At 38.7% G+C, this 25,532-nt stretch carries 23 protein-coding genes; 8 read left to right on the forward strand and 15 right to left on the reverse strand.

Going from position 1 to position 25,532, the window contains the following annotated elements:
* Positions 1-284: 284 nt before the first annotated feature.
* The 3 genes from JI666_RS10885 to JI666_RS10895 are packed head-to-tail and all read left to right on the forward strand — an operon-like array spanning position 285 to position 3,262.
* Positions 285-1,493, forward strand: coding sequence for a quaternary amine ABC transporter ATP-binding protein (locus JI666_RS10885; RefSeq protein ID WP_206891668.1), 1,209 nt, complete (start codon positions 285-287; stop codon positions 1,491-1,493).
* Positions 1,494-2,327, forward strand: a complete 834-nt coding sequence (locus tag JI666_RS10890) for an ABC transporter permease (RefSeq protein ID WP_206891671.1) — start codon at positions 1,494-1,496, stop codon at positions 2,325-2,327.
* An 11-nt stretch (positions 2,328-2,338) separates the two neighbouring features.
* Complete coding sequence (locus JI666_RS10895) at positions 2,339-3,262, forward strand: glycine betaine ABC transporter substrate-binding protein (RefSeq protein WP_206891673.1); 924 nt, start codon at positions 2,339-2,341, stop codon at positions 3,260-3,262.
* Between the two features lie 42 nt (positions 3,263-3,304).
* Here the strand turns inward: JI666_RS10895 and JI666_RS10900 are convergent, their stop codons facing one another.
* The 10 genes from JI666_RS10900 to JI666_RS10945 all read right to left on the reverse strand — a co-directional run bounded on the left by JI666_RS10900 (position 3,305) and on the right by JI666_RS10945 (position 16,503).
* The gene (locus tag JI666_RS10900; protein WP_206891820.1) at positions 3,305-4,189 is read right to left on the reverse strand and encodes a glycine betaine ABC transporter substrate-binding protein; all 885 of its coding nucleotides are present in this window, start codon (positions 4,187-4,189) and stop codon (positions 3,305-3,307) included.
* Positions 4,190-4,218: 29 nt separating this feature from the next.
* On the reverse strand, positions 4,219-4,881 hold the full coding sequence (locus JI666_RS10905; RefSeq protein ID WP_206891674.1) for an ABC transporter permease: 663 nt from the start codon (positions 4,879-4,881) through the stop codon (positions 4,219-4,221).
* Positions 4,874-6,013 carry an ABC transporter ATP-binding protein gene (locus tag JI666_RS10910; RefSeq protein WP_206891676.1) on the reverse strand — a complete coding sequence of 380 codons (1,140 nt, stop codon included), beginning with the start codon at positions 6,011-6,013 and terminating at the stop codon, positions 4,874-4,876. The genes JI666_RS10905 and JI666_RS10910 overlap by 8 nt, the downstream gene beginning before the upstream one ends.
* A 178-nt stretch (positions 6,014-6,191) precedes the next feature.
* Positions 6,192-8,519: a YhgE/Pip domain-containing protein gene (locus JI666_RS10915; protein WP_206891678.1), complete on the reverse strand. Its 2,328-nt coding sequence runs from the start codon at positions 8,517-8,519 to the stop codon at positions 6,192-6,194.
* 198 nt (positions 8,520-8,717) lie between these two features.
* On the reverse strand, positions 8,718-9,293 hold the full coding sequence (locus JI666_RS10920) for a TetR/AcrR family transcriptional regulator (RefSeq protein ID WP_206891680.1): 576 nt from the start codon (positions 9,291-9,293) through the stop codon (positions 8,718-8,720).
* 13 nt (positions 9,294-9,306) lie between these two features.
* On the reverse strand, positions 9,307-10,554 hold the full coding sequence (locus tag JI666_RS10925) for an ATP-binding protein (RefSeq protein ID WP_206891681.1): 1,248 nt from the start codon (positions 10,552-10,554) through the stop codon (positions 9,307-9,309).
* A 139-nt stretch (positions 10,555-10,693) separates the two neighbouring features.
* Positions 10,694-12,100, reverse strand: a complete 1,407-nt coding sequence (gene hemY / locus JI666_RS10930) for a protoporphyrinogen oxidase (protein ID WP_206891682.1) — start codon at positions 12,098-12,100, stop codon at positions 10,694-10,696.
* Complete coding sequence (gene hemH, locus JI666_RS10935; RefSeq protein ID WP_206891685.1) at positions 12,093-13,049, reverse strand: ferrochelatase; 957 nt, start codon at positions 13,047-13,049, stop codon at positions 12,093-12,095. Before hemH ends, hemY begins: the two co-directional genes overlap by 8 nt.
* A 17-nt stretch (positions 13,050-13,066) precedes the next feature.
* Complete coding sequence (gene hemE, locus JI666_RS10940; RefSeq protein ID WP_206891687.1) at positions 13,067-14,110, reverse strand: uroporphyrinogen decarboxylase; 1,044 nt, start codon at positions 14,108-14,110, stop codon at positions 13,067-13,069.
* A gap of 173 nt (positions 14,111-14,283) precedes the next feature.
* Positions 14,284-16,503, reverse strand: a complete 2,220-nt coding sequence (locus JI666_RS10945; RefSeq protein WP_206891689.1) for a transglycosylase domain-containing protein — start codon at positions 16,501-16,503, stop codon at positions 14,284-14,286.
* Between the two features lie 162 nt (positions 16,504-16,665).
* Between JI666_RS10945 and JI666_RS10950 the strand changes: the two genes are divergently transcribed.
* The 3 genes from JI666_RS10950 (at position 16,666) to JI666_RS10960 (ending at position 19,048) form a co-directional block, all read left to right on the forward strand.
* Positions 16,666-17,160 (forward strand): antibiotic biosynthesis monooxygenase family protein, encoded by a 495-nt coding sequence (locus JI666_RS10950; protein ID WP_206891691.1) that lies wholly within the window; start codon positions 16,666-16,668, stop codon positions 17,158-17,160.
* A gap of 70 nt (positions 17,161-17,230) precedes the next feature.
* Positions 17,231-17,986, forward strand: a complete 756-nt coding sequence (locus JI666_RS10955) for a PRC-barrel domain containing protein (RefSeq protein WP_206891692.1) — start codon at positions 17,231-17,233, stop codon at positions 17,984-17,986.
* Positions 17,987-18,184: 198 nt separating this feature from the next.
* Positions 18,185-19,048 carry a formate/nitrite transporter family protein gene (locus tag JI666_RS10960; RefSeq protein WP_349769325.1) on the forward strand — a complete coding sequence of 288 codons (864 nt, stop codon included), beginning with the start codon at positions 18,185-18,187 and terminating at the stop codon, positions 19,046-19,048.
* A 47-nt stretch (positions 19,049-19,095) separates the two neighbouring features.
* Here JI666_RS10960 and JI666_RS10965 read toward each other — a convergent pair whose 3' ends face one another.
* The gene (locus JI666_RS10965) at positions 19,096-21,315 is read right to left on the reverse strand and encodes a YhgE/Pip domain-containing protein (RefSeq protein WP_206891694.1); all 2,220 of its coding nucleotides are present in this window, start codon (positions 21,313-21,315) and stop codon (positions 19,096-19,098) included.
* A 252-nt stretch (positions 21,316-21,567) separates the two neighbouring features.
* Here JI666_RS10965 and JI666_RS10970 point away from each other — a divergent pair, with 252 nt between their 5' ends.
* A complete protein-coding gene (locus JI666_RS10970; protein WP_206891695.1) occupies positions 21,568-22,461 on the forward strand; it encodes a diacylglycerol/lipid kinase family protein in 894 nt (297 codons plus the stop codon).
* Here the strand turns inward: JI666_RS10970 and JI666_RS10975 are convergent.
* The 3 genes from JI666_RS10975 to JI666_RS10985 all read right to left on the reverse strand — a co-directional run bounded on the left by JI666_RS10975 (position 22,426) and on the right by JI666_RS10985 (position 24,116).
* A complete protein-coding gene (locus JI666_RS10975) occupies positions 22,426-23,172 on the reverse strand; it encodes a phosphatase PAP2 family protein (RefSeq protein ID WP_206891696.1) in 747 nt (248 codons plus the stop codon). The genes JI666_RS10970 and JI666_RS10975 overlap by 36 nt on opposite strands.
* A gap of 63 nt (positions 23,173-23,235) precedes the next feature.
* A complete protein-coding gene (locus JI666_RS10980; RefSeq protein ID WP_206891697.1) occupies positions 23,236-23,583 on the reverse strand; it encodes a DUF3243 domain-containing protein in 348 nt (115 codons plus the stop codon).
* Positions 23,584-23,600: 17 nt separating this feature from the next.
* Entirely contained in the window at positions 23,601-24,116 is a 516-nt protein-coding gene (locus tag JI666_RS10985) for a type 1 glutamine amidotransferase domain-containing protein (protein ID WP_286170745.1), read from the reverse strand.
* Between the two features lie 180 nt (positions 24,117-24,296).
* On the opposite strand from JI666_RS10985, the gene JI666_RS10990 reads away from it, so the two are divergent.
* Positions 24,297-24,731 carry a ferritin-like domain-containing protein gene (locus JI666_RS10990; RefSeq protein WP_136948147.1) on the forward strand — a complete coding sequence of 145 codons (435 nt, stop codon included), beginning with the start codon at positions 24,297-24,299 and terminating at the stop codon, positions 24,729-24,731.
* Positions 24,732-24,776: 45 nt separating this feature from the next.
* Here the strand turns inward: JI666_RS10990 and JI666_RS10995 are convergent, their stop codons facing one another.
* Positions 24,777-25,520, reverse strand: coding sequence for an EcsC family protein (locus JI666_RS10995; protein WP_206891698.1), 744 nt, complete (start codon positions 25,518-25,520; stop codon positions 24,777-24,779).
* Between the last annotated feature and the right edge of the window lie 12 nt (positions 25,521-25,532).

Raw genomic sequence — 25,532 nt, forward strand, 5'->3', positions numbered from 1 at the left:
CCATCGTAATTGTAAAGTTCACCTATAAAGCTCCTAGCATGTAGTAGCATTTAGGAAGATACTTAAGCATTTTACTGTTTAGTTTGTACAGTTTTTTCTGTATGTACTGAATTACCTGATTTTGGGCTCTCACGCCATTTGTAGTATGAAGTACCCACACTCTATACTTAATAGGTCGGTAAAAAAAGACTAGTAAATGATTAATTATCGTAAATTTCGACATCTTTCAGTGACTTTTGTAACATTAACCGTTGAAATTTATTAATAAAGGCAGAGGTGAAACTATGGAAAAAGCCAAAATCACAGTTAAAGATGTAACAAAAGTTTTTGGCAAATCGCCCAAACAAGCAGTTAAACTGTTAGATCAGGGCAGGTCAAAAAGTGAAATTCTTAATGAAACAGGGATGACTGTTGGTGTCAACCGCGCTAGCTTTGACGTCTATCCCGGTGAAATCTTTGTCATCATGGGTCTTTCGGGAAGTGGGAAGTCAACACTCGTCCGATTGCTCAATCGATTAATTGAACCAACTTCAGGTCAGGTTCTCATTGATGATGAAGATATCGTCAGGATGAAACCTGAACAGCTTCGTGAAGTCAGACGAAAGAAGCTCAGTATGGTATTCCAGCGTTTCGCTCTTTTCCCACATCGTACTGTACTAGAAAATACAGAATACGGTCTTGAAGTACAAAATATTGGCAAAGAAAACAGAGCGAAGAAAGCACAGGAGTCACTTGAGCTTGTGGGATTAAAAGGGTATGAGAATAGCTTCCCTTCAGAATTAAGTGGTGGTATGCAGCAGCGTGTTGGTCTAGCTCGTGCCCTTGCAAATGATCCTGATGTACTTCTTATGGATGAAGCATTTAGTGCACTTGATCCGCTTATTCGTAAAGATATGCAGGATGAGCTACTTGAGCTTCAGGAATCGATGGAGAAAACGATTGTTTTCATTACGCATGACCTAGACGAAGCACTTCGCATAGGTGATCGAATTGCTTTAATGAAAGATGGATCTATCGTTCAGATTGGTTCACCAGAAGAAATTATGACGAACCCTGCTAACGATTACGTTGAACGATTTGTTGAAGATGTTGACCTTTCGAAAGTACTGACAGCCTCTCACGTCATGAAGCGAGCGGAAACGGTAAGAGCTGATCGCGGACCAAGAGTTGCACTGCAGCTTATGAAAGATAAAGGGCTATCTAGTCTTTATATCGTAGACAAAAAACAAAAACTTCTTGGTGCCATTACAGCAGATGATGCTGCCAAAGCAATAGATTCTAAAAAGGAAATTACAGATATCTTAATTACAGACCTTCATACCGTTACACCAGATACTTTACTAACGGATATGTTTGTGAAGATGGCAGACTCTTCTCTACCTCTTCCAGTAATTGATGAAGCAGATAAATTTAAAGGCATCATTGTTCGCGGTGCAGTAATCGGAGCACTTGCAGGCAACGAGACTGAAGCAACGAAAGCTGAGGTGAATTAAATGCAGTTATTTCCTAAAATTCCGTTAGCTGACTGGGTTGATAGCATTGTTGATATGTTAACTGATAACCTTGAACCATTGTTTGATGGAATTACAACAGGAATTGATTGGTTCGTAGAAGGAATCGTTTCCATACTGGCCTTTCCACCAGCAATTGTACTCATTGCAATCTTCACTGTTCTTGCATGGTGGTCAAGCAGATGGCCAGTTGCAATCTTTACGTTTCTTGGGCTCTTGTTAATCGATAACCTCGGTTACTGGGATCCTACACTTGATACATTGGCACTTGTATTAACCTCTGTGATTATATCGATCATACTCGGAGTACCACTCGGTATCTGGGCATCACAAAGTGATCGATTTAGAGGAATCATAACGCCAATTCTTGATTTCATGCAGACGATGCCAGCATTCGTCTACTTAATTCCAGCAATTCTATTCTTCGGAATTGGAATGGTACCAGGTATTATTGCATCGGTAATCTTCGCAATGCCTCCTACCATTCGTCTAACGAACCTTGGCATTCGCCAGGTTCCTGAAGATTTGATTGAAGCATCCAACGCATTTGGATCAACAACTAAGCAGAAATTAATTAAGATACAACTGCCACTAGCAACTCCAACGATCATGGCTGGTATTAACCAGAGCATTATGCTTTCACTTTCGATGGTTGTTATCGCATCTCTAGTAGGTGCACCAGGTCTTGGAGCGGATGTTTATCGCGCTGTAACACAAATTAAAGTTGGTATTGGTTTTGAAGCTGGTCTTGCTATTGTAATTCTTGCAATCATGCTTGACCGGATTTCTCAAAATATAGGTAAAACAAAAAACTAAGGGGGAATTACATGTTTAACTTTAAAAAAGGTTTAACAGGACTTGCACTATTTCTTTCACTCACATTGATTCTAGCTGCTTGCGGCGGAAACAATAGCGGTGATAACAGCGAAGGATCAAGCGAAAGCGGATCTAGTGTTGGAGATGAAGTAAATTACGAAATTGTTGGAATTGAACCAGGGGCAGGTATCATGAAAGCAACTACCGCTGCTATTGAACAGTACGATAGCCTAAAAGGTTGGGAACTTGTTGAATCATCTTCTGCAGCAATGGCAGCAGAACTTGGTAAAGCGATTGAAGATGAAGAGCCAGTTATTGTAACAGGATGGACTCCACACTGGATGTTTGCGAAATACGACCTTAAATACCTTGAAGATCCTAAAGGCCTTTACGGGGAAGAAGAAAACATTGAAACATTTGCACGTGAGGGTCTGAAAGAAGATCAGTCTTCTGCACATAAGATTCTTGATCAGTTCCATTGGACTCCTGAAGATATGAATGCAGTAATGGTAGAAATTCAAGAAGGTGCTAAACCAGAAGAAGCAGCAAAAAATTGGGTGAACGAACATACTGACATGGTAGAAGAATGGACAAACGGTGCTGACGAAGTAGATGGCGAAGAAATTTCTCTAGCATACGTTGCATGGGATTCTGAAATTGCCAGTACTAATGTTGTTGCACAAGTACTTGAGAGCATGGGTTACAATGTAGAATTGACACAGCTTGATGCAGCTTCTATGTTTATCGCTGTCTCTGAAGGTGATGCTGATGCAATGGTTGCTGGATGGCTTCCAATTACTCATGCTGATCTTTTAGAAGAATATGGTGACACAATGGATCGTCTAGGACCAAACCTTGAAGGTGCAAAGACTGGCCTAGTTGTTCCATCTTATGTTGAAGCAGATTCTATTGAAGACCTAAAGCCAGCTGAATAATAACACCAAAAAGGTGCTGACAAATTTGTCAGCACCTTTTTGTTAATCAATCAGGCCTTTGTTCTTCAAGAATTCAACTGCCACATCTTCTGGCTCTTCGCCATCCATATCAACTTTTGCATTCATTTCAGACATCTCTTCCTCAGAAATACTGCCGGCAAATTCATTCACAACTTTCTCAAGGTCGGGATGTGTTTCTAGAACTTCTTGTCGAACTACCGGAGCAGCATAGTAAGGTGGGAAAAACTGCTTATCATCTTTTGTAGTAACAAGATCAAATCTTGCAATGCGGCCATCCGTAGTAAAAGCTGGAATAACATCTACTTCACCTTCATTAAGCGCATCGTACATTATGTTAGGATCAAGACTTTCAGTTCCTTTGAAATTAAATCCATATGCATCTACTAGTGCTTCATAACCATCTTCTCGCTCATAGAATGAGTGAGGTGCACCGAAAACCATTTCATCTGACTTAGGAATAAGGTCTGAGAAGTTCTCAGCATTTAAACCTTCATTTGTTTCTTGAGTTAATGCAAGGGTGTACCCATTCTCAAATCCAAGTGGCTCAAGCCAAACAAGATTAAATTCGTCTTTGTATCCTTTTTTAACACGCTTGAAAATTTCATCTGCTGATTCATCGGAATCAGCACTTTGCTTTAATACTGCTTCAAGGCCAGTACCGGTATACTCAACGTACATATCAATATCCCCATCTACAAGAGCTTGTTGAAGGATATTCACCTCACCTACTCCAGCATCTACTTCAACTTCATAGTCACTGTTTGCCTTTATGTATTCTGCGAGAAGGTGTGGTAGGATATATTGTTCAGTCCATGGCTTACCGGAAATTACAATCGGATCACTTTCCTCACTACCGCTATCTCCTCCACATGCAGCAAGTATCATCACTACTCCAATCAAAAGCATTGCGAATCTTTTCAATCAAATCTCTCCCTTTATTTTTTTGCTTTAACCCCTTTAGGAGTTGCCGCATTTTCAAGTAACTTTAGAATTAAATCAAAACCAAGTGCAAGTATGGTTGCTGGTAGCGCACCAGCTAACACAAGTTCATCTTTATTAGATGTAAGACCTCTATAAATAATATCACCAAGACCACCAGCACCAACAAAGGTTGCAAGTGTTGCTACACCGATCGTTAGCACGGTCGCTGTTCGCACACCTGCCATAATAACAGGGAGCGAAAGTGGAACTTCAATTTTCATTAATATTTGTAAATCAGTCATGCCCATCCCTCTTCCAGCTTCAATAGATGATTGGTCAACTGACGTAATACCCGTATAAGTATTTCGTAAAATAGGTAGTAAAGCGTAAACCGTCAAAGCAATAATCGCAGTCACATTCCCAATGCCTAAGAAAGGAATTAAAAACCCAAATAAAGCAAGGCTAGGAACGGTTTGAAAAATAGCTGTAACCGCAATGAAAGGTTCTGCAAGTTTCTTTCTTCTTGAGATGAAAATACCCAGTGGAACAGATATGACTATAGCGATAACGATTGAGATAAATGATAGGAATAGATGCTCCTGAAGGGCAACAAAAATATCATCCCAGCGACTTTGTACGATATCAATAAATAGGACGAAAAAGTTTTCTTCATTCATTCAGAGCACCCTCCTCTCGATAGCTATGTTGCTCAAGTCCTGCTAAACCACGCATCATACTATTGCTCGTCACTAAACCTACAAGTTTGCCTTCTTCTACTACTGGAATGCTAATCGGATGATTCTCTGCAAATCGTTTTGCAATTTCAGGGTATAGGACATTTGGAAGGATAGGCTCAATTTCTTCTATAACGTCCTGAATCCGTTTTGCATCATCATCAACATATTTTTGCACGTGGTCTACCGCAACAACACCTTTGTATTCTTGTTCTGGACCTGTCACAACAAGACTATCTACTCGTTCAGATTTCATCAATCGAAACGCTTCAGCAACCCCGCAATTTTCTTTAATAGTAGCTACTTTACGAATCATTAAATCAACTGCAGATGGAGCCTGTCCCTTTGCCATCCGTTCATCTCCAATGAAGTTGCGAACAAATTCATTCTTAGGATGTCGTAGCAAACGATCGGGTGTATCAAGCTGAAGAATTTCTCCATCTTTCATAATCGCAATTCGGTCTGCAATCTTCATGGCCTCATCCATATCATGTGTCACAAAAACAATCGTCTTCTGTATTTCTTTCTGCAACTTAACAAGCTCATCCTGAAGCTGCTCCCGACTAATTGGATCGAGCGCACTAAAAGGCTCATCCATTAGAATGATTGGCGGTTCTGCTGCAAGAGCACGAATAACACCTACTCGCTGTTGCTGTCCTCCGCTTAGCTCTAGAGGATAACGTGACCTAAAAGTAGAAGGTTCGAGACCTACAAGATGAAGCATTTCGTCGACTCTTTTATTTATTTTGTTTTTGTCCCACTTTTTCAAATTGGGTATCAATGCGATGTTTTCTGCAATCGTCATATGTGGAAGGAGGCCAATCTGTTGAATGACATACCCTATGCTTCTTCTAAGTTCAACCGGATCACGTTCAGAAATAGGTTGTCCATCAATATAAATCTGGCCCCCACTTGGCTCAATTAGTCTGTTAATCATCTTCATTGTTGTTGTCTTACCACAACCACTTGGACCAATTAACGTTAACAATTCGCCCTTTTCAATATGTAAATTAATATCCTTAAGTGCTTCTGTTCCATCAGGAAACTTTTTGCTTATATGCTCAAATGTAATCATTCTATCGATTCTCCTGCCTCCCAAGTAATTAAACATCCTTATATTTACCCTATTCTAGTTTACTATTAAACCAATTAGCTTGCTCTTCCGCAACTTTCTTACTATTACTGTATCGTTTTTCGAATCTATTTTCAAAAAAAGAAGCCTTCTCAATATGTTGAGAAGGCTTCTAGTTTAACTATTCGTTTAAAGCTGGTTCTAATCCTTGTTTTTTGTGTTTTTTCAATTGGAAGAAGAAGAACGTAATGGTACCTATCGCAAAAATCGCAATAAATCCTAAAAGAACATAGACGTTTTGCCACATGTACGCAATATCGCCACTTGAAATAACTGCTTTGAAGCCTGATACAGTATACGTCATTGGTAACCAGATATTAAACACTTGTAATCCTTCTGGTATTAATTCAATAGGGAACGTACCAGCGCTTGTTGTCAGTTGCAAGATCAAGATGATAATAGCAACGAATCGACCAGGATCTCCAAGTGTCGTAACAAAGAACTGAATAAGCGTCATATAAGCAAGACTTGATACTATTGAGAATAATAGGAATAACGGTACGCTTTGAACTTCAATACCAAGGCCATACAATAATAGGGCATCTGCTACTAGAGATTGAATAATTCCAACTGTTAGAAGAATACCGTATTTACTCATAAACCATCCGATTGCTGTACGCGGGCTTCCTGCTGGCTCACGTAGTGGGAACACAATTGACATTAATAGCGCTCCTACAAATAAACCAAGTGAAAGGAAGTAAGGCGCGAATCCTGTACCGTAGTTCGGTACTGAAGATACGGCTTCAGTATCAACATCCACTGGATCAGCAAACATACTGTACGTTTCATCATCGGCTTTTGTTTCTGAAGTCTCTTCTGCAGCATCACCAAGTTTGTCACGAAGTTCGACTGATCCGTCTGTTAAATCTTTCGCTCCGTTATCAAGTTTCGTAGATCCGTCTGCTAATTGACTTGCCCCTGAGGATAAGTCATTTGATCCACCCTCAAGCTCGGAAAGTCCATTTGCAAGCTCTTTTGATCCACTAAACAACTTATTCATACCAGAATTAAGTTGATTTACATTATCAATCATTGTTGTCCAACCTGATGCAACTGCGCTGCTTCCATCGGCAACTTTTTCTGCACCAGCATGAAGTTGATTTACACTATCTTTCGCTTGATTAACACGCTCACCATAGCTAACAAGACCTTCTTCTAATTGTGCCTGACCTTTATAGAGATCAGTTGCACCCTGTGCTAAAGCTTTCTGACCTTCTAGAAGAGCATTAGCATTTGCTGATGCATTAGACAGTTTCTCAGAAAGAGTTGTAAAACCCGTCGCTACATCTCCAATAGATTTAGCAGCAGAACCTGACTTCTCAGCGATTGGTTTCAACTGACTAATAAGCTCTTGTTTCTGTTCATCCGTATATTGGTCATTTTTCTGGATCGATTGAATGACTGCCTGAAGTTCTTGTGGAACTTCTTTCGCCTTTGTACCACCGTTCGTTAAAGACTCCTTCAAGCCCGCAGTATCTACACTACTTGGAGATGAATTCTCTAGTTTGGTAACAGTCTGATTCAAACCGTCCATCAGTTTCTTTGTTCCTGCTTTGCTATCTTGTACACCAGCAAGAAGCTTTTCTTGTCCTGATTTAAACTGGTCCATCCCGTTACTAAGCTCGCCAACACCATTACTAACCTGTTTTGACCCGTCAGCTAACTGGTTAATTTCAGGTTGTTTCTTCTCTAAACCGTTTAATAGATCTGTTGATCCCTGGTTTGCCTTGTTAATACCATTTGCAAGATCATAAGATGCACTTTCTGCACTACTAAGACCATTTGTTAACTCAATTGAGCCTTCATTAAGTACAGCAAGATTATCTTTTAACTGCTTTGTGCCATCTTTTAAATCAGATGAACCATCAGCGAGTTTTCCCGCACCATCAGATGCGTCTGACAATCCATCCGCAATTTCACTAAATTTATCAAACACGACTTCACTATAATTTTCCGTAATGTTTTCAGCGATTTGAGATTTAATTTGCTCTACTGCTGTTCCACCAATTTGCCCAGCAAGGAAGTTAAAGCTTTCATTTGGAACATATTCTAGGTTTAATTTATCCGGATGCTCATCAAGAACAGTAGTGGATTTCTCTGAAAAATTGTCCGGAATTTGAATTTTCATGTAATATGTCTGATCTTGAAGCCCTTCATTGGCTTCTTTCTCACTTACAAAATCCCATTTAAATTCAGGTTCCTCTTTTAACTTATCTACTAACTCATTCCCAATCTCCAGATGTTCTCCTTCAAAATCAGCGCCCTCGTCATTATTAACAACTGCTACTGGAATTTCGTCGAGATTTTCATATGGATCCCAGAATGCCCAGAGAAACATTCCACTATAAAGAACTGGAATAAACAAAACCGCTATAACTGGGATTAAAATCTTTTTATTTTTGAGTAATGATGACCATTCCGATCGAAATTGACGAAATGATTTTTTCATATTATATCCTCCTGTCTATTTGACCGTTCTTCTCATTTGGTCATTGTAAAACAAAAAAAAGAGCAACAGCACTATTATATTTATTTAAAACCCTTGGTTGACCACTTCTTGATTCTGGTCATTTTTTGCTACAAATAGTAATATAACACCCTTTTTTTTGAATAGCAATAGCCATTTGATACTTTATTTCTGTTATTACTATTCTACCTTTATGCCTCGCATCATATAAAATTCTAGATGATCCGCAATTTCCTCTTTTGTAAGCGACTGATGTGATTTTTCCCAGTCAAAAATAAGAGCAATGTACACTTTAAACATAAGAAATGCTGTAAGAGAAGGGTCACATTCTTTAACTTCATTGTTCTCTATGCCCCGTTCAATCTCTTGTTCGAGAAATGAAAGGATCGCTTTTTCAATAAGTTCAAGTGCATCAATTGCTGCTGGTGTGCCAATCTCACGCACTTCCTGTGAAAGTTTAATGGCCAATTGATGCTCTCTTCGATGTTCAAGTACACTATAGAGAGCTCTATGCAAATTCACGAAGAAATTATCTTCTTTGTAAATTGAACTCTTAGCAAGCTCCTTCAATTCCTTTACCATACCGGTTACGATCTCATTAAATAATTCTTCTTTATTTTTAAAGAAGGTATAGATCGTACCTTTTCCTACATTAGCTATTTTCGCTACTTGATCCATAGTGGTCGCTTTATACCCAAACATTGAAAATGACTTTTCAGCAGCTTCTAGAATACTCTTCCTTCGATCAAATACCATCGTGCTCCCCCTTTTAGTTATTCGTTGGTAGCGTCACTGTTACAGTCGTACCCTCTCCTAGTTTACTCTTGTATGAAACCTTCCCGCCAATGTTACGTATGAGTCGAATTGTAATCATTGTTCCGAGACCGGTCCCTTTTGATTTCGTGGTATAGAAGGGAAGACCAATCTTTTCAAGTTGTTCTTCGTTCATTCCAGCTCCATTGTCCTGAATAACGATATCTACAGTACCTTTTTTTGTCCCATTTTGCAATGAAATAAGAATTAGTCCTTTTTCCTCAATTGATTCAATAGAATTTTTAATTAAATTAATTAAACATTGCTTTAACTCCTGGGAGTTACCATTTATTTCAAAATCGCCTTTTTCTTCATACTGCATCTTAACGGCATGATAAGATGCTAGTACCTCTGTTAAATTTGTTGTATCTTTTACAACCTTATTTAAATTAACAATCTCATAATCACTTTTTGAGGGTTTAATGAGCATGAGATAATCTGTAATAATTTTGTTCGTTCGATCTATTTCTTCGATCATTAGTGGCGCATAATTCTTAATCTTTTCATCATCTGAATCACTAGAAATAAACTGAAGAAGTCCTCTCACCGTCGTTAGTGGATTTCGTATTTCATGAGCGATTGCAGCTGCCATTTTACCAGCTACAGACAATTTTTCGAGATATACTGTTTCTTCCAGCTGTATATTAATAAGAACTAGACGTTCTGTTAAATAGAAAATAAAAAAGTAAGCAATAGCAAAAGAAGTGAAATAGATCGGATAAAAATACGTTTTTAATGGAACAATCAATGTAAGTACAATAGTGATATAAAAAAGCATAAAGGTTCCACCAGTCAGTAGAATAACCTTCCACTTTCTTATTGATCTTTTAAAATACCTGTAGAAAATAAGCGAGATAATATAACCGACCATAGCAATCAGTACGCCTACCCAAGCGTATTCTCCACCCATTCCTAATCGCATAAGGATTATTGTGGACATACATAGTAGTCCTGCAAATCCACCACCATACAATGTGACCAGTATCAGAGGAACTATTCTTAAATCAAATACTGTTTCACCAAATGTCTCCAGTGGAAAAAGCATACAGAGAAGGGCCATTATTGAACTAATAAATCCGTAAATGAGCTTCTTCTTCAAATTAATTGATATTGATCTCCTAAATGGCATGACCATGTTCCAAATAAATAATACAGAGAAGAGCATTGCTATATTGATAAGTAAAGGTCTTGCCATTTCCAACATGATATTTTCTCCTTTATTACTAATTGTTACCAACAACGCAAATCTACACTATTATAAAACAAAACACAATGAACTCCTATAAACTTTTGTCATTTTCTTATTACACAAAAAGGTTCACCTACTTAAAGGTGAACCTTTCTTACTTTAAGAAGTTCAGCACAGAAGTTACAGAAGCTTCTCCTTGATTTATGCAATCTGGCAGACCCACACCGTTATAGGAGGCGCCTGCTAAGAATACACCTGGCATTTTCGCTTCAATTCCTTCTTTCACTACATCAATCCTATTTCGGTGGCCAACCTCGTATTGAGGCATTGATTGTCTCCATCTTGTTATTCGATAGAATTCAGGATGTCCCTCAATTTCCATGATCTGATTCAGGTCATTTAGAACGGTCTGTACGATTTCTTCATCGCCCTTTTCCACAATTTCTTCTTTTCCTGCTCTTCCAACATAGCAGCGTAATAGTACTTTACCTTTTGGTGCGGCATGTTGCCACTTACGATGCGTCCAAGTGCAAGCTGTGATGGTATAGTCGGCATTTCTAGATACAACAAATCCAGTCCCATCCATTGCCTTCTTCACTGCTTCTTCAGGGAATGCCATCGCAACAGTTGCAACCGTTGTAGAAGGCATTTCCGCAAGAGGTGCTACTTCTTTTTGATCACGTAACATGTGGTGAACCTGCTGGTGAGGAGTCGTAACGATGACCGCATCTGCTACAATTTCGTCACCATTAGTTGTCGTCAGAATATAGGAATCCTTTTCTCTTGTCAGCTGATCTACTTTTACATTTCTCTTGATCTCTATATCTGTCAGCTTATCTTCAATTGCTTGGATAAATGATTGTAAACCTGACTTTACGGTCAAGAAGGCTGGCTTCTTCTTTCCAGTGCTTCTCCGTGATGGAGGTGTTGTCTTTTTCATACCTAGAATTAAGCTACGATACTTTCTTTCTACATCATAGAATTGTGGGAAAGTAGACATTAAACTCAATTTATCAATATCACCTGCATAAATTCCAGATAAGAGTGGTTCGATTAGATTTTCAACCACTTCATTCCCTAGGCGTCTACGGAAGAACAGGCCAAGCGACTGATCATTTCCATCATCTTCTCTTCTTGGAAGAATTAAGTCAAAGGCTGCTCTGACCTTCCCTTTTAGGCTAAACAACTGAGTCGACACAAACGGAGCAAGTTCAGTAGGAATACCCATAACGGCACCACCTGGTATTGGGTAAAGTTGATCATTATTCAAAACAAATGCTTGCCCAGTGGAATTCGGGACAAGCTGATCCTCCATACCCACTTCTTTGACTAAACGAGCCGCACTCTCTTTTCTAGCAAGAAAGGAATCAGGTCCTCGCTCAATCACATACCCGTTCGTGGTATCTGTCTGGATTTTGCCGCCTAATCGGTCATTGCCTTCAAGTAAAGTAATCTTATAAGGAACGTCTGATTCACGCATTTCCTTTTGAAGATAATAGGCAGCAGTTAATCCTGTGATTCCTCCACCTACAATAACAATTCTTTTTGGCTGTTTATTCATCACTAATCATCTTCTTTTTAGTTAATTCACGTGTCACAACTGTTGCTAGAATTTCTATAAATTCATCCGTTGCATTTGGCATCTCTGGTCTATGATAGAAAGCTCCTAGCTCATCTGTCATTTGTCTGCACTCATAGTCATTATCGTACAGCACTTCTAAATGATCGGCTACGAAACCAACGGGACAATAGATAAATCCAGTGAAGCCTTCTTGTTCAAATAGATCACGCGTCAAATCCTGAATATCAGGCCCAATCCATGGATCTGGTGTGCTTTCTTCACTCTGCCATCCAATAGCATAATTCTTAATCCCTGCCCGATCTGCGATATGTTTCGCTGTTTCCTCAAGCTGAGCAGGGTATGGATCGCCATCTTGCAATAATCTCTCTGGGACACTATGAGCAGAAAAAATCACAACCGTTTTTTTCTTTTTATCTTCATTCATTTCACTTAAACAAGATTGAAGTTGGTTTACCCAGTACTGGATAAATTTTGGCTCGTTGTACCATTGATCAATTGTATAAATATAAGGATAACCAAGCTTTACCGCTTCTGCTTTTGCCCGTTCATTATAGGTTTTAACACTTAACGTGGAATAATGAGGCGCAAGAACTATACTAACTGCTTCTTTAATCCCGTCTTTTTGCATATCTCTAACCGCTTCCTCTACAAACGGCTCAATATGCTTCAACCCAAGATAGCTTTTAAATTGGATGGTTTCATCACCAAATTGCTCATTCATTCGATCTTCTAACTTTTGAGCTTGTTCTTGCGTAATATCCGAAGAAGGAGATATGCCACCGATCGCTTCGTACCGATCGATTAAATCTTGTAGCATTTCATCTGTAGGTTTCTTCCCCCGGTGGATATGCGTATAGTATGGTTCGATTTCTGTTTCGCTTCGCGGTGTGCCATAAGCCATTACAAGAAGGCCAATCGTCTTCTTCATGCTACACCTCCCGTTCCCTAGCTGTTCTTGCGTGTATAATCATGTACAAAGCTTGTTAAGCGTTGTAAAGTTTCTACTTTAACTTGTGGAAATACGCCATGACCCAAGTTGAAAATGAATCCTGGTGACTGCATACCCTGATCAAGAATTTCTTTTGTTCTTTCTTCAATTACTTCCCATGGTGCAAGCAAGAGTGCAGGCTCAAGATTTCCCATAAGAGGCTTCGTAATCCCTTCTACTTCTCGCGCTTTTTTAATCGTAATTCTCCAGTCAATTCCAATTACATCAACAGGAAGCTTATTCCATTCCTGGATTAGGTGGCTTGCCCCTACACCAAACATTAAGAGCGGTACTCCCAATTCTTTTAGAGAAGAAAAGATACGATTCATTACCGGCGCAATATACGTTCTGTAATCCGCTTCATTTAATGCACCTACCCATGAATCGAATAATTGCACGGCTTGAGCACCGGCTTTGACCTGCGCTGTCAAATAAGCAATCGTCATATCACCAAGTTTATTCATTAATTGGTGCCAGCCTTCTGGGTCTGTATACATAAATGCTTTGGTCTTATGATAATTCTTTGATGGCCCGCCTTCAATCATATAGCTTGCGACAGTAAACGGTGCTCCACTGAAACCGATTAACGGTACAGATAGCTGTTCACGAAGCATTTTGATCGTTTCCATCACGTATGGAACATCTTTCAATGGATCAAGTTCACCTAGACGATCAACATCTGATCTCGATTGAATAGGGTTATCAATGACTGGACCTACCCCGGATTTTATTTCAACATCAACACCTATAGATGGAAGTGGTGTCATAATGTCAGCGAAAAGAATAGCAGAATCAACACCAAGCTGCTCAACCGCAAAACGTGTGACTTCTGCTGCTACTTCCGGATTAAGGTTCATCTCATGAAAGGAGTATTTCTGTCTAATTTTTCTATATTCAGCCTGATAACGGCCAGCTTGTCTCATATACCACACAGGTGTATGGTCTGTCTCTTCTCCTCGGCATGCCCGAAGAAATTGATCATTAAATGATGCTTTACTCATGCTTGTCCACCTTTCTAATTACAAAACGTTCATTTTTACATCCCTACATACTATAGCGATCGATGGCATTTGTGTACAGTCATTAAGGAAAAAAGTCATAAAATCGTCCTAGTTTGTAGCCGTTTACATCTACTCTATCATAATAGAATCAGTCTTAAAGGAAAAGTCACGATTCACTCGTTCGATTTTGCTTTCTCTTTGTTTTCTTTCCCGTTCTTCTCGTCCTTATTACCTTTCTCTTTCTTATCGTTTTTAAAACTATTGAACAAGCTAACTGAAGCTTCATTAGAAGGCTTACCCTCCTGATCGGTTAACGAGTTATAAGGTATAACCTGATAAGATACTGATCCGAAGAACGAAATAGAATTTCGAGTATATTCTCCTTTTCCTTCTACTTCTGCAATCTGCTCACGTTCACCATCTTTTATTTCATAAATATGGTATGTAACACGATCATCCGATGAAGGAGTCCATTTAAGTTTTACTGCTGGAAGACCATAAAGGAAGTCAAATTTAGCACTTAAATCCGAAATATCAGGTAGTGAAATTGGCTTTTCCATATCTTTTACACCAGATGGCTTGTCAAATGAAACAGTACTCTTTTCATTAATATTAGCATTCACTACTTTTTTAAAAAGCTGAACAGGATATTCACTTCCACCAGTGAGATAATTCGTCTCAGTTGTGCGATCATAACCTATCCAAACTGCTCCTACTAACTCTGGAGTAAAACCAACAAACCATGCATCTCTTGCTCCGCCAGGAACTTTTTCATAACTTGTTGTACCAGTTTTCCCTGCAACTTCAACTTTAGATTCGCCGCTAGTTGCTGTGCCGTTTCGAACTACGCCTTCTAGAATCCTCGTCATATACCAGGCTGTTTGTTTCGAATACACCTTCTTTTCCTGATGTTTTGCTTCTCCAACTAGCTTTCCATCGTGATCGTAGAGCTTAGTAATGAAATAGGGATCGATGTGTTCCCCTTCTGCAGCAAATGGGCGATAAGCTTCCATCATTTCGAAAGGGGATACACCGTTATCAATGCCTCCAAGCGCAATCTTTAAATCTTTATCTTCTATACTAAGTCCGTCCTTTTCTAGATACTTTTTAGAATAGGATATACCCATTTCATTTAGAAGCCAGACAGCTGGTGCGTTTGCAGATGTTCTAACTGCATCGTATAAAGAAATCTCCCCTGTGTATTGGTTGTTATAATTGGAAGGCGAATAGCCATCATAGTCTATTTTTTCATCTTTCAATAATGTATATGGGCTATACTCCTTTTTTTCTAACGCTGGTCCATACACAGCAATGGGCTTAAATGCAGAGCCCGGCTGCCTTTTCGAAGTCACATGATTGAGGCCCCTTTGAACATATTTTCTTCCACCCTGAACAGCCACAACGCCTCCGCTCTTTGTATCCATCATGGTTAACGCGCCCTCAGGAGGGTTTTCAGTGTCACTGCCTGGGAAAAAAGATTTATTCTGAAATTGCGTATAAGCTTCTTTTTGCAGATCGACATTCATCGGAACGACGATCTTGTAGCCCCCTCTTAGAACTTCTTCATTAGATAACTTATACCGTGTTTTTGCTTCTTGAAGCGTCATATCAATATACGTAAGATAAGCAGGTTCTTTCGTCACTTCAGCTACATCTAACGAAAGAGTTTTTCCTTGTAGTCGAACTGTTTCTTCAGCTGTCAAATAATCGTGTTTTTCCATTAATGAAAGAACAAGATCCCTTCGCTCTTTGCTTTCTTCAGGGTGGTTAATAGGGGAATAATTAGAAGGGGCTTTCGGAAGACCTGCTAACGTTGCGCCTTCTTCTACACTGAGTTCTGAAACTGGTTTATTGAAAAACATCATGGAAGCAGATTGTATGCCGTAAGCTCCATGTCCAAAATAAATCTGATTTAAGTACATTTCTAGAATTTTATTCTTACTATAGTTTCGTTCAAGGTTAATAGCAATGACGGCTTCTTTTGTTTTTCTAAGCCAGGATTTATCATTTGTTAGAAAGACGTTTTTCGCAAGCTGCTGCGTTATCGTACTTCCGCCTTCTACTTTTTTACCTGCAAGAATGTCGCGATATAGCGCACGTCCAATTGCTTTAATGTCAAGTCCATGATGATCGTAGAACCGACTGTCCTCTGTCGCAACAAAAGCTTCTTGAACATGATCAGGTACATTATCTATTGAAACAGGATCGCGATTTTCAAAGTAGAGCTTTGTAATTAATTCCCCTTCGGTATCAACAAGTTTAGTGGCGGAATTCATAACTAATTTCTTCTCATCAATCACGTAATTACCTGCAAGCAAAATGCCAAGATAGCCTAACAATCCTATCAAGAAAACGGCTGCTGTGGCGATAAGGCCTATCCCAAGCTTTTTCATTCTATGAGGCACTCCCTTATAAACATAATTAAAGCTAAGCTTACATGAAAAATTGATTTTTTTGTACTATATAGAGTGACGATTCTGTTTAGCTTTTGCCAAATAAGGGTAAAGTATCAGGCAATTCTGCCTGATCACTTCATTGAAAGGATGATGAGTAAGATGAATATATTTGTTACATATGGAACATACGAGTATTTAGCAAAAGTGAAAGAAGAACATGATCAAGAAGAGGTTATGCTCTTCTCTAATCCTGACGGCGCAGCCCTCTATCATGAAACTTCATCAGAAACTTTTTTCAAAAATGCTAAGAAATATGAACTTATGGACAATAAAGGCACATTGACAGACCCTGGATTTGTTGTGCTAAATCACATCCCTGTAGAAGAAAGCGAACGCGCTGTATTCGAGGACCGTTTCAAAAATAGAGCAGGAAAAGTAGAAAGCGAACCTGGTTGTCAGGGAATACGCATACTAAGACCTGTTCACAATGACCCATACATTGTGGCTACTTTCTGGAATTCAGAAAAAGATTTCAAAAACTGGCAATCCTCCGAAGCGTATGGGGAGGCACATAAGAACAGACATACAAGCAAAGGCTTACCTAAAACTATTTTTTCAGGAAAACCTTACCTAAAAACCTATCAAGTCGAGTAATTCGTTTAGCCTAACTGATACCAGGGAATTGTACTAAATACGTAGATTATTTCCTATAGGAGTGATAGAAATGTTAGTTAGCGAAAATGAAGTGTATCGCTATTCAATCGATACGAGTGATGGAGAAAAAGGCGTATTAAAGCAACTTTATTTCGATGACGAACATTGGACAATACGGTATCTTGTTGTCGATACTCATAAATGGATACCTGGACGCAAAGTTCTTCTGTCTCCTCTTTCAATTAATAAATTAGACCATGAGAATGAGGCAATTTCCGTTTCACTTACAAGCGATGAAGTCAAAGATAGTCCAGACATTGATACTGAGCAACCGATTGCTAGAAAGCATGAGATGGAAATCAATCGTCATTTTAGCTGGCCATATTATTGGGTCGGTACAGGTGCATGGGGTAGCGGAATGTACCCAAAACCATTTATGGCAGAAGATATAGTGGAAGATGAATCCCCTCTTCAAAGTTCTAAAGAAGAAGAAAACCATTTAAGAAGTACGAAAGAAATTTCTGGTTATCACATTCACGCTGTCGACGGAGAAATCGGTCATGTGAAAGATTTCATTTTTGATGAAGAGACTTGGAAGCTACGCTATTTCATAATAGATACTAGAAACTTACTTCCTGGGAAAGAGGTATTACTCTCAACAGAATGGATTACAAATATTCATTGGCATGATCGAACTGTTCAGGTGGACGTTAAGAAAGAAGACATTCGCAATGCCCCTGAATACAGACTTAACGAACCCATTTCTCGTCGATTTGAAGAAGATCTTCATACTCATTACGGAAAAACAGGATATTGGAAATTTTAAAAGCTAGCGAGGTGGATATCCATCTCGCTCTCGTCTATTTCAGACACATTGTATGTTAATTTCCCAGGAAATCTTACTTTTAGACAGCAAAGTTAAATAGGTTTGCACATTTTCCTCATTTTACGAACCTATTAAACAGTTTACTTATGATTTTTTAAAGGTATCTAGCAGAAAAAGAAAATAGATAGGAGATTGATCGTGGAGAAATCAAAAAAGAAAAACAAGGATGTAAAGTATCCTGAGAGACAATTCTATTTCCCCGCACAAATAGTCGAAACATTTATTGCAAAAGGTGAATCTCATAGTGCACGAGCCCTTAATCGACAATTTATCTTATCCATATTAGCTGGTGCGTTCGTTACCTTTGGAGCTATCTTTTCGGTTCTCATTGCACTTGAAGTCGAGACGGAAGGCATTCATAACCTACTTGCAGGAATTGGTTTCGTTACCGGCTATGCCATTGTATTTATATCCGGAGCTATATTATTCACTGAAGTTAATGTGCTGTTGCCGACTTATATCTTACAGAGAAAATTCTGGATTCCGAAACACATTCTCAAGTTCTGGGTTGTATGTTATATAGGCAACCTGATTGGTGCTCTACTCGTCGGTGCACTTGTCGTGGCATCCGGTTCTCTCTCTCCTGAATTTTATTCTGAATTAACAACATATACGGAGCATAAAATGAAATTCCTTTCTAATGGTACATTAGGCTGGTTTCAAATACTTATCTCTGGAATTATCGCCAATTGGTTAATTGGTATGGCCGCATTTCTTGCGACAGCTGCGCGTGACTTAACAGGAAAAGTACTAGCAACAACACTACCTGTTATCATTTTCGTTGCAGGGAATTTTCAACACAGTGTAGCAAATATGGGATACTTCAGTACTTCCTTCATACATGGTGCTGAGTATTCCTGGGTTGAATTTCTATTCTTCAACCTAGCTCCTGCTAGTATCGGTAACCTCATTGGAGGCGGTATTCTTGTAGCATTAACGTTTACCTATGCTTTTAAAGATGAAATTGACGAAGACCGACTTCCAAGAGAAGAAGCAAATTAAGAAAAGGGCAGCATGTCGAACGACATGCTGCCCTTAATCATACTAGTTTAATGAAACAAACCTGATTTTCTAGATTTTTTCATCAGTTGATTTGTCTTATTATTTAAACGTTCTTTAAGGAATGCACCTACAAGAAGATAAACTACTGCAAATATTCCTAAAAAGAATAAATCTTCTTTTACACGCTGCCAAATGATTCCTCCGACAGCTTCTCGCATCAAATCCACAGCATAAGAAAACGGCAAGAAAGGATGGATCTTCTGAAAAAATTCAGGTAATAACGCGACAGGATATGTTCCGCCCGAGCCTGCAATTTGGAGAACAAGAAAGACAATAGCCATTGCTTTCCCTACATCACCAAATACCGAAACGAGGGTATAAACCATCAACATGAAAACAAAGCTAGTCGCTAGTCCAAATAGAACAAATAGGACAGGGTGCACAATATCAACATGTAGGATAAAGAGATCACCTAACGTGACAACAATTGTTTGGAGAAAGCCTACGCTAATAAAAGTAAGTAATTTCCCAAAATATATCTGACGATTTGAAACCTCTTTAAGTCCAGATACTTCGGTTGTTAATAGTGACACTAATAGTAGAGCTCCTACCCATAAAGAAAGAACGGTATAAAAAGGTGTCATACCTGTTCCATAATTTTGGATTGGAAACAGAGAGTTCTTACTCAATACAATGGGTTCTTCAAAAAAGCTTTGTTCCGCCATAGGATCATTCTTCAAGAGTTCAATAATATCATTAATATCGGTTTCTCCCTGAATCTCTCGAATGCGATCGGCAAGTTGGTTTACTTTATCATTGACGTAAGGATATTCATTCAGCATATAAGCTAAGATATCTTGACCTTCTCCTATATTCTCTTCTGTACTTGAGAGAATGCGTTTAACTTCCGGAATCGTGGTTTGCGCCTCTTTCAAAGTTGAGCGGGCATTTGACAATGTCTTCTTTGCACTTGCTACTTCTGAAAGAACTTTCGGTTCAATGTTTTCATTATACTCTTTTAGAAAAGCGTCGATTTTATTAGCTGTATCACCCGATTTTTCTTGAAGAGAAGATAATATATTATCTATCTCTTTTTGTTTGTCAGCCAAATGAGTGCCGATCTCTTCAGAATCTCCTTTTATACCATTTAGCTGCTTTTTAACCTGATCAAGATCGGTAATTGCCTGATCAATCACTTCTTTTTGTTTCTGATTCACAGCTGGTTGAGCAGGGTCTGCTTCTGAAGTCTCACCCTCCTCAGTATTTTGCTTATTGCTTCCCGTTTTCTTCACCTGGTTCAAAACTTCTTGAACATTATTTATTCGTTGAACAGAGTCATCAATCTGTTGATTCATTTTACCCCTTATCTCTTCAACGGAGGATAGATCAATATCAGGTGTTTTTAAATCATTAATAAATTCATTAACATCTTCTGCTGTTTGTTGAGCCGTTGTTAAATCCTCTTCCACTTGAGGTGCTAACTTATTCAATCTGTCTTCCGCTTCATTTAGAAAATGAGTCGTGTCATCAATTGTGTTAATGCCTTCACTCGTTATTTGCTCCGCCTCTGGAAGTAGACCTTGAACTTTATTAATCACTTTCTCAGCATCTTTTGAATCTTTCATAGCATCAGAAACTAAACGATTTATCTCCGGAAGGTTCTCCTCTAATTTAAATACATACTCTTCAAATCGTTTAATATCTGAAAGGTCTCTCTCAAATTCGAGGCCTAACTCGTTAAATAAATCAAAAATGGTGCCATTCACTACGGATACAAAGTTGCTTGTAATTTGATCAACAATGACACTAGCCCCTTTTTCTGTGATTTTAGGAGCAATTGCATTTACCTTTTCATTAACATAATACTCAACTTCCGCCTTTTCTGGCTTATCATTGATAACAGTCCCTAGTTTTTTAGAAAAATCTTTAGGAATTACAATCACTGCAAAGTAATCTCCATTTTTCAGCTTTTCCATTGCACGGTCTCGTTTTGAAAAATGCCATTCCAAACTATTGTTGTGCTTTAATTCTTTAGTTAGTTCCCCACCTACATCAATAGCTTTATCTCTTATAGTGGCTCCCTGATCTTCATTGACAATTCCTACAGGCAGCTGATCTGTTTGGCTATAAGGGTCCCATGAAGCCCCTATATTAAACCAAGCATAAAGTGACGGAAGAATGATGAGACCACCTAATAAGATTGCCGCTACCCAGTTTGTTCCAATACTTCTCCAGTCTTTCGTGAAAATTCTTAAGATGTTTTTCATGTTTATGCTCCCACTTTTAAAAATAAGTACGTACCCTTAAGTATAATTCCCTCGTATTGCAATATCATGAGTCCTCTTGAGCAAGACAAAAGTCTGTTGGTATCTCCCAACTCTATACAAAAGAAAACCGTGGTCCTTGAAATTTTTATAAATGACTTTAGTTTAATTTCATTCTCTAATCTCTTTATACGAGTGTAGAACACTATTTATAAGGGAATAAGAAAGGAAGATAACGCGAAAGGGGAAATCATAGTGACACGTGTAGCATTGATCTTGAATCCCAAAGCGGGGAATGTCAAAATGGTAAATCAAATTGATGCCATACAGCATAGGCTTCAGGAGAAATTTGATGAAGTAACGCTATATAAAACAGATTATAAGGGGCACGGTGCAGAACTTATTGATCAGGTGGCGGATCAGGTAGATGTCATTATAGGCGCTGGTGGAGATGGGACGATTTACGAATTGGCAAACGCCTTATGCCGAAGAGAAAAACGTCCTGCGTTTGGCATTATTCCAGGTGGAACAGCCAACGATTTTTCTCGTGCGATTGGAATGAATCAGAATCCACTTCAAGCCGTAGAACAACTGCTCAAGGACAACCGTTCAACAATAGATATTGGTTGCTCAAATGATGAGTATTTTTTAAACTTCTGGGGAATTGGATTAATTACTCAGGCTTCAGAGAACATTAACTCTGATACAAAGGAGGTTTTCGGGAGACTTTCCTATTACATTAGTACAGCTCAGACAGTAAATAATCCTGAGCCTTTTCACCTTAAAGTGGAGTCAGATGAAAAGTCTTTTGAAGGCGAAGCTGTCATGATGATTGTTGGGAATGGTCCTTTTACGGGAGGCATTCAAGCCTTTTTCCCGCAAAACAACCTTCAGGATGGTAAATTTGACGTTCTAATCATTAAGGAATCATCTCTTTCAACATTTTGGTCTATATTCCAATCCAAAATCATGAAAGAGTCACGTTTCAACGAAGGTATTATTCATTTTCAAACGAAAAATTTACGCATATCAACTGAACCTGAACAGAATATTGACTGTGACGGAGAGCGGTATCACACCACTCCCTCATCTCTAGAAATACTACCTGATTATTTAACTGTCCTTACTGGAGAACATTTTCCTGAATGAGTTAAAGCTTACTGATGATCGTTTGATCCACATCACCCATTCTAGAGAAAAGATACAAACAAAAAGCCAGAGTGTACCTGCTGCATAGCCAGCAAGAACATCACTTGGATAATGAACTCCGAGATAAATTCGGCTAAATCCTATTAAAAGGATGAAAAGTCCCACTAATAGTCCACTTATCCATTTTGTTGTTCTACCTCTCTGGCTTCTAATAATTAAGTACCCAATAAAACCATATAATATAAATGACCCCATTGCATGTCCGCTCGGAAAGCTATAGCCAACGGCATCGTAAGCAGCATCAACAGTAGGTCTAGAACGCGCAAAGAAATGCTTTAACACACTAGTTAAAAGTCCCCCAGCAGCCACTGCCACAATAAAGAAAATAATGCTCCACACATCTCTTTCTCTAAACCAAAGAATGGAAACCGTAAGAATTGAAACGACTGTAATCCACCATACTGCCCCTAATTCCGTAATCACTCCCATAGCGTTTAGCATCCAATCGGACCGAATTAAATCAACGGCTGAAATAATAGTCTGATCAAATTGAAGCGTCTCTTTTTCAAGTATTTCTTCCGCTAATTCAGAAAATAACATAATAGCAAGAATAGCAATTAAAAGACCAAATCCATTTAGTACAAGCGGATACCATACTTTTTTTTGTTTTAATACTCCTGGGAAAGAACTGAAAAATTCATTTTTATTCATAAAATCTCGCCTTTCACTTTCTATTCTTTTAAAAAAGCCGCTGAACCAGCAGCGGCTTTTTACTTACTTCTCTTTTGTTTGCACCATTCTCACAAGAAGGTGTGCGAGTTGATGGCGTTGATCTTTATCTCCAACCAACCATAATTCTTTAAGAAGTTTTTCTTCTCTATTTTTTGGCTCTTCTTTCTTGGCTAAATATCCAGCTACTTTCTCTGCAGCCTGCGCTAGCGCTTCTTCATTTAGCCCTAGCTTTTCACCCACTTGAACTCGTGTTGCAAGATAGCCTTTAAATTCTTCGAAATTCGCTAGAATATCATCAAGACGATCATCGCTCATGCGCTCAATTGTATCATCAACTTTATTTACGTTAAGCTCACTGTCTTTATTTACAAGATGGTTTTGCTCACTCATTATTTACACTCCTTTAATCAACTGTCTAGAATAGATAGTGATTTCTCAATAAATGCTGGGATGTCATCAGGATTTCTACTGCTTACAAGATTTCCTCCACAAACAACAACTTCTTCATCAAATACGTTTGCTCCAGCATATTTAAGATCTGTTTGAATTGATTTAAACCCGGTAATATTACGTCCGTTTAATACTTCCGCAGAAATTAATAGCTGTGGTCCGTGACAAATGACCAATGTTTTCTTATTCATAAACATCATCTTTTTCGTAAAAGCTACAAATCGGTCGTCCGCTCGTAATTCATCTGGTGATACTCCGCCAGGAATGAAAAGAACGTCAAACTCTTCAGGCTTAACATCACCAATGCCTTTGTAAGAAGTCACTTTTGCTTCACCTTGTTTTCCTGTTAGTTCCTGACCAGCTTCTGGGCTGATAACCGTCAATGAATGTCCTGCATTCTTAAACTGTTCTGCTGGTTTTGTATATTCAACATCCTCAAACATGCTTGTCATTAGTACTGCAATCTTACTCAAGTGAAGCCCTCCTATATAATGGTAGTATGATCTGTATAGTTGATTATTACCCCTCCATTCATCTGTCAAACCTCCTATATAGTGTTGATATGTTTTATTGCATTTATGTTTTATTAATCACCTCAAAGGGTAAAATTAAGGTGGAAGCAAAACTGATATGAATTAGAAAGGATGTTTTTAATGGCAGACAAGAAACAAGAATTAATTGATGGTCTCAATGTAGACCTAGCTAACGAATATGCTGCGAGCATCATGTATACTTACAATGCGGCAGTTGTATCTGGACTATACCGTCAAACATTAAAACCTTTCTTCGAAAGTGAAATCGCAGATGAGCAAGGACACGCTCTCTATCTTGCTGAGAAAATTAAAGTGTTAGGCGGTACGCCAACAACAGCACCTGCAGAGGTAAAACAACTAACAGATGTGAAAGAAATGCTAATTGAAGCTAGAACAGCTGAAAAAGATACTATAGAACGTTACGAAAAACGCAAGAAGCAAGCTGAAGAGCTCGGTTTTACTGAGTTAGTCGTTAAGCTAGATGACATGATTGCTGATGAAACACATCATATGGAAGAAATGGATCGCATTTTAAGCGATGCACGATTTGAATAAATAACATAACGAAAGGCCAGCCGATCCGGCTGGCCTTTCGTTATGTTATTGGTCTTTATCTTCTGTTTGAAAGTGTCGTTGCCTGTAGGCATTTATTGCTGTTTCACCAAGCCAGTCAATAAAATGATAATTAACGTAGGCTCCAACAATTGCTCCTATACCTGGAATCATTTGAAGTAACTTAGGAAAATCAATGTAATCGCGATATTCAAGCTGAAATGCTTTCCAATCATGCTTTTCATTAAATGTATCTCTTACTTCCTTCTGGAGTGAAGACTGGTCCCAGTACTGAATACGTTCATAAACTTCTTTCCTTGTTCGATCAGATGAAAATGCCAATTGAAAGATATAGAGAATAAATACTCTCTCTTCAAATTGCTTTGCATCATATCCATAAATACTCGCAATATCAAAAAGAAATTTGATTTTAATGGACAAGAGCAGAGGGAAGTCTGCTAATCCAAGAAGAATTCCTCCAGCACCAGTCCCTGCACCTTCAGCCGCGGCAATTCGCTTATATGTTTGTATCAGCTGCCTTGCCTTCGTATCCCTTGAACGAAGCGACAAATTTTGAACAGGGGCTTTAACAGAATAGGTATTCCCAGTAAGAACGCCCTTCACCATCGTTTTGATGCTTCCTGTTACAACCTTGTGCACACGTTCAGGAATTATATTATTTATTCGATTTTGTACTTTTTTTGCCGTTCGCGAGACTACGGAAGACTTTTTCTTCATTTTTCTTTCCCATGACTCAAGTTCTTCTTCAACTTCACTGAGGTAATTATCCATTGACATCACCCT

The organism is Bacillus sp. NTK071 (genome assembly GCF_017303315.1).
GTDB lineage: Bacteria > Bacillota > Bacilli > Bacillales > Guptibacillaceae > Guptibacillus.

Bases quoted from the DNA above. Each gene is read 5' to 3' on its own strand.
- JI666_RS10995 (WP_206891698.1), bottom strand. From the start codon at position 25,520: ATGGATAATTACCTCAGTGAAGTTGAAGAAGAACTTGAGTCATGGGAA.
- JI666_RS10975 (WP_206891696.1), bottom strand. From the start codon at position 23,172: ATGAATAAAAATGAATTTTTCAGTTCTTTCCCAGGAGTATTAAAACAA.
- JI666_RS10905 (WP_206891674.1), bottom strand. From the start codon at position 4,881: ATGAATGAAGAAAACTTTTTCGTCCTATTTATTGATATCGTACAAAGT.
- JI666_RS10890 (WP_206891671.1), top strand. From the start codon at position 1,494: ATGCAGTTATTTCCTAAAATTCCGTTAGCTGACTGGGTTGATAGCATT.
- JI666_RS10885 (WP_206891668.1), top strand. From the start codon at position 285: ATGGAAAAAGCCAAAATCACAGTTAAAGATGTAACAAAAGTTTTTGGC.
- JI666_RS10990 (WP_136948147.1), top strand. From the start codon at position 24,297: ATGGCAGACAAGAAACAAGAATTAATTGATGGTCTCAATGTAGACCTA.
- JI666_RS10925 (WP_206891681.1), bottom strand. From the start codon at position 10,554: ATGTTGGAAATGGCAAGACCTTTACTTATCAATATAGCAATGCTCTTC.
- JI666_RS10895 (WP_206891673.1), top strand. From the start codon at position 2,339: ATGTTTAACTTTAAAAAAGGTTTAACAGGACTTGCACTATTTCTTTCA.
- JI666_RS10920 (WP_206891680.1), bottom strand. From the start codon at position 9,293: ATGGTATTTGATCGAAGGAAGAGTATTCTAGAAGCTGCTGAAAAGTCA.
- hemH (WP_206891685.1), bottom strand. From the start codon at position 13,049: ATGAAGAAGACGATTGGCCTTCTTGTAATGGCTTATGGCACACCGCGA.
- JI666_RS10910 (WP_206891676.1), bottom strand. From the start codon at position 6,013: ATGATTACATTTGAGCATATAAGCAAAAAGTTTCCTGATGGAACAGAA.
- JI666_RS10900 (WP_206891820.1), bottom strand. From the start codon at position 4,189: ATGCTTTTGATTGGAGTAGTGATGATACTTGCTGCATGTGGAGGAGAT.
- JI666_RS10915 (WP_206891678.1), bottom strand. From the start codon at position 8,519: ATGAAAAAATCATTTCGTCAATTTCGATCGGAATGGTCATCATTACTC.
- JI666_RS10965 (WP_206891694.1), bottom strand. From the start codon at position 21,315: ATGAAAAACATCTTAAGAATTTTCACGAAAGACTGGAGAAGTATTGGA.
- JI666_RS10980 (WP_206891697.1), bottom strand. From the start codon at position 23,583: ATGAGTGAGCAAAACCATCTTGTAAATAAAGACAGTGAGCTTAACGTA.
- hemY (WP_206891682.1), bottom strand. From the start codon at position 12,100: ATGAATAAACAGCCAAAAAGAATTGTTATTGTAGGTGGAGGAATCACA.
- JI666_RS10955 (WP_206891692.1), top strand. From the start codon at position 17,231: ATGTTAGTTAGCGAAAATGAAGTGTATCGCTATTCAATCGATACGAGT.
- hemE (WP_206891687.1), bottom strand. From the start codon at position 14,110: ATGAGTAAAGCATCATTTAATGATCAATTTCTTCGGGCATGCCGAGGA.
- JI666_RS10945 (WP_206891689.1), bottom strand. From the start codon at position 16,503: ATGAAAAAGCTTGGGATAGGCCTTATCGCCACAGCAGCCGTTTTCTTG.
- JI666_RS10950 (WP_206891691.1), top strand. From the start codon at position 16,666: ATGAATATATTTGTTACATATGGAACATACGAGTATTTAGCAAAAGTG.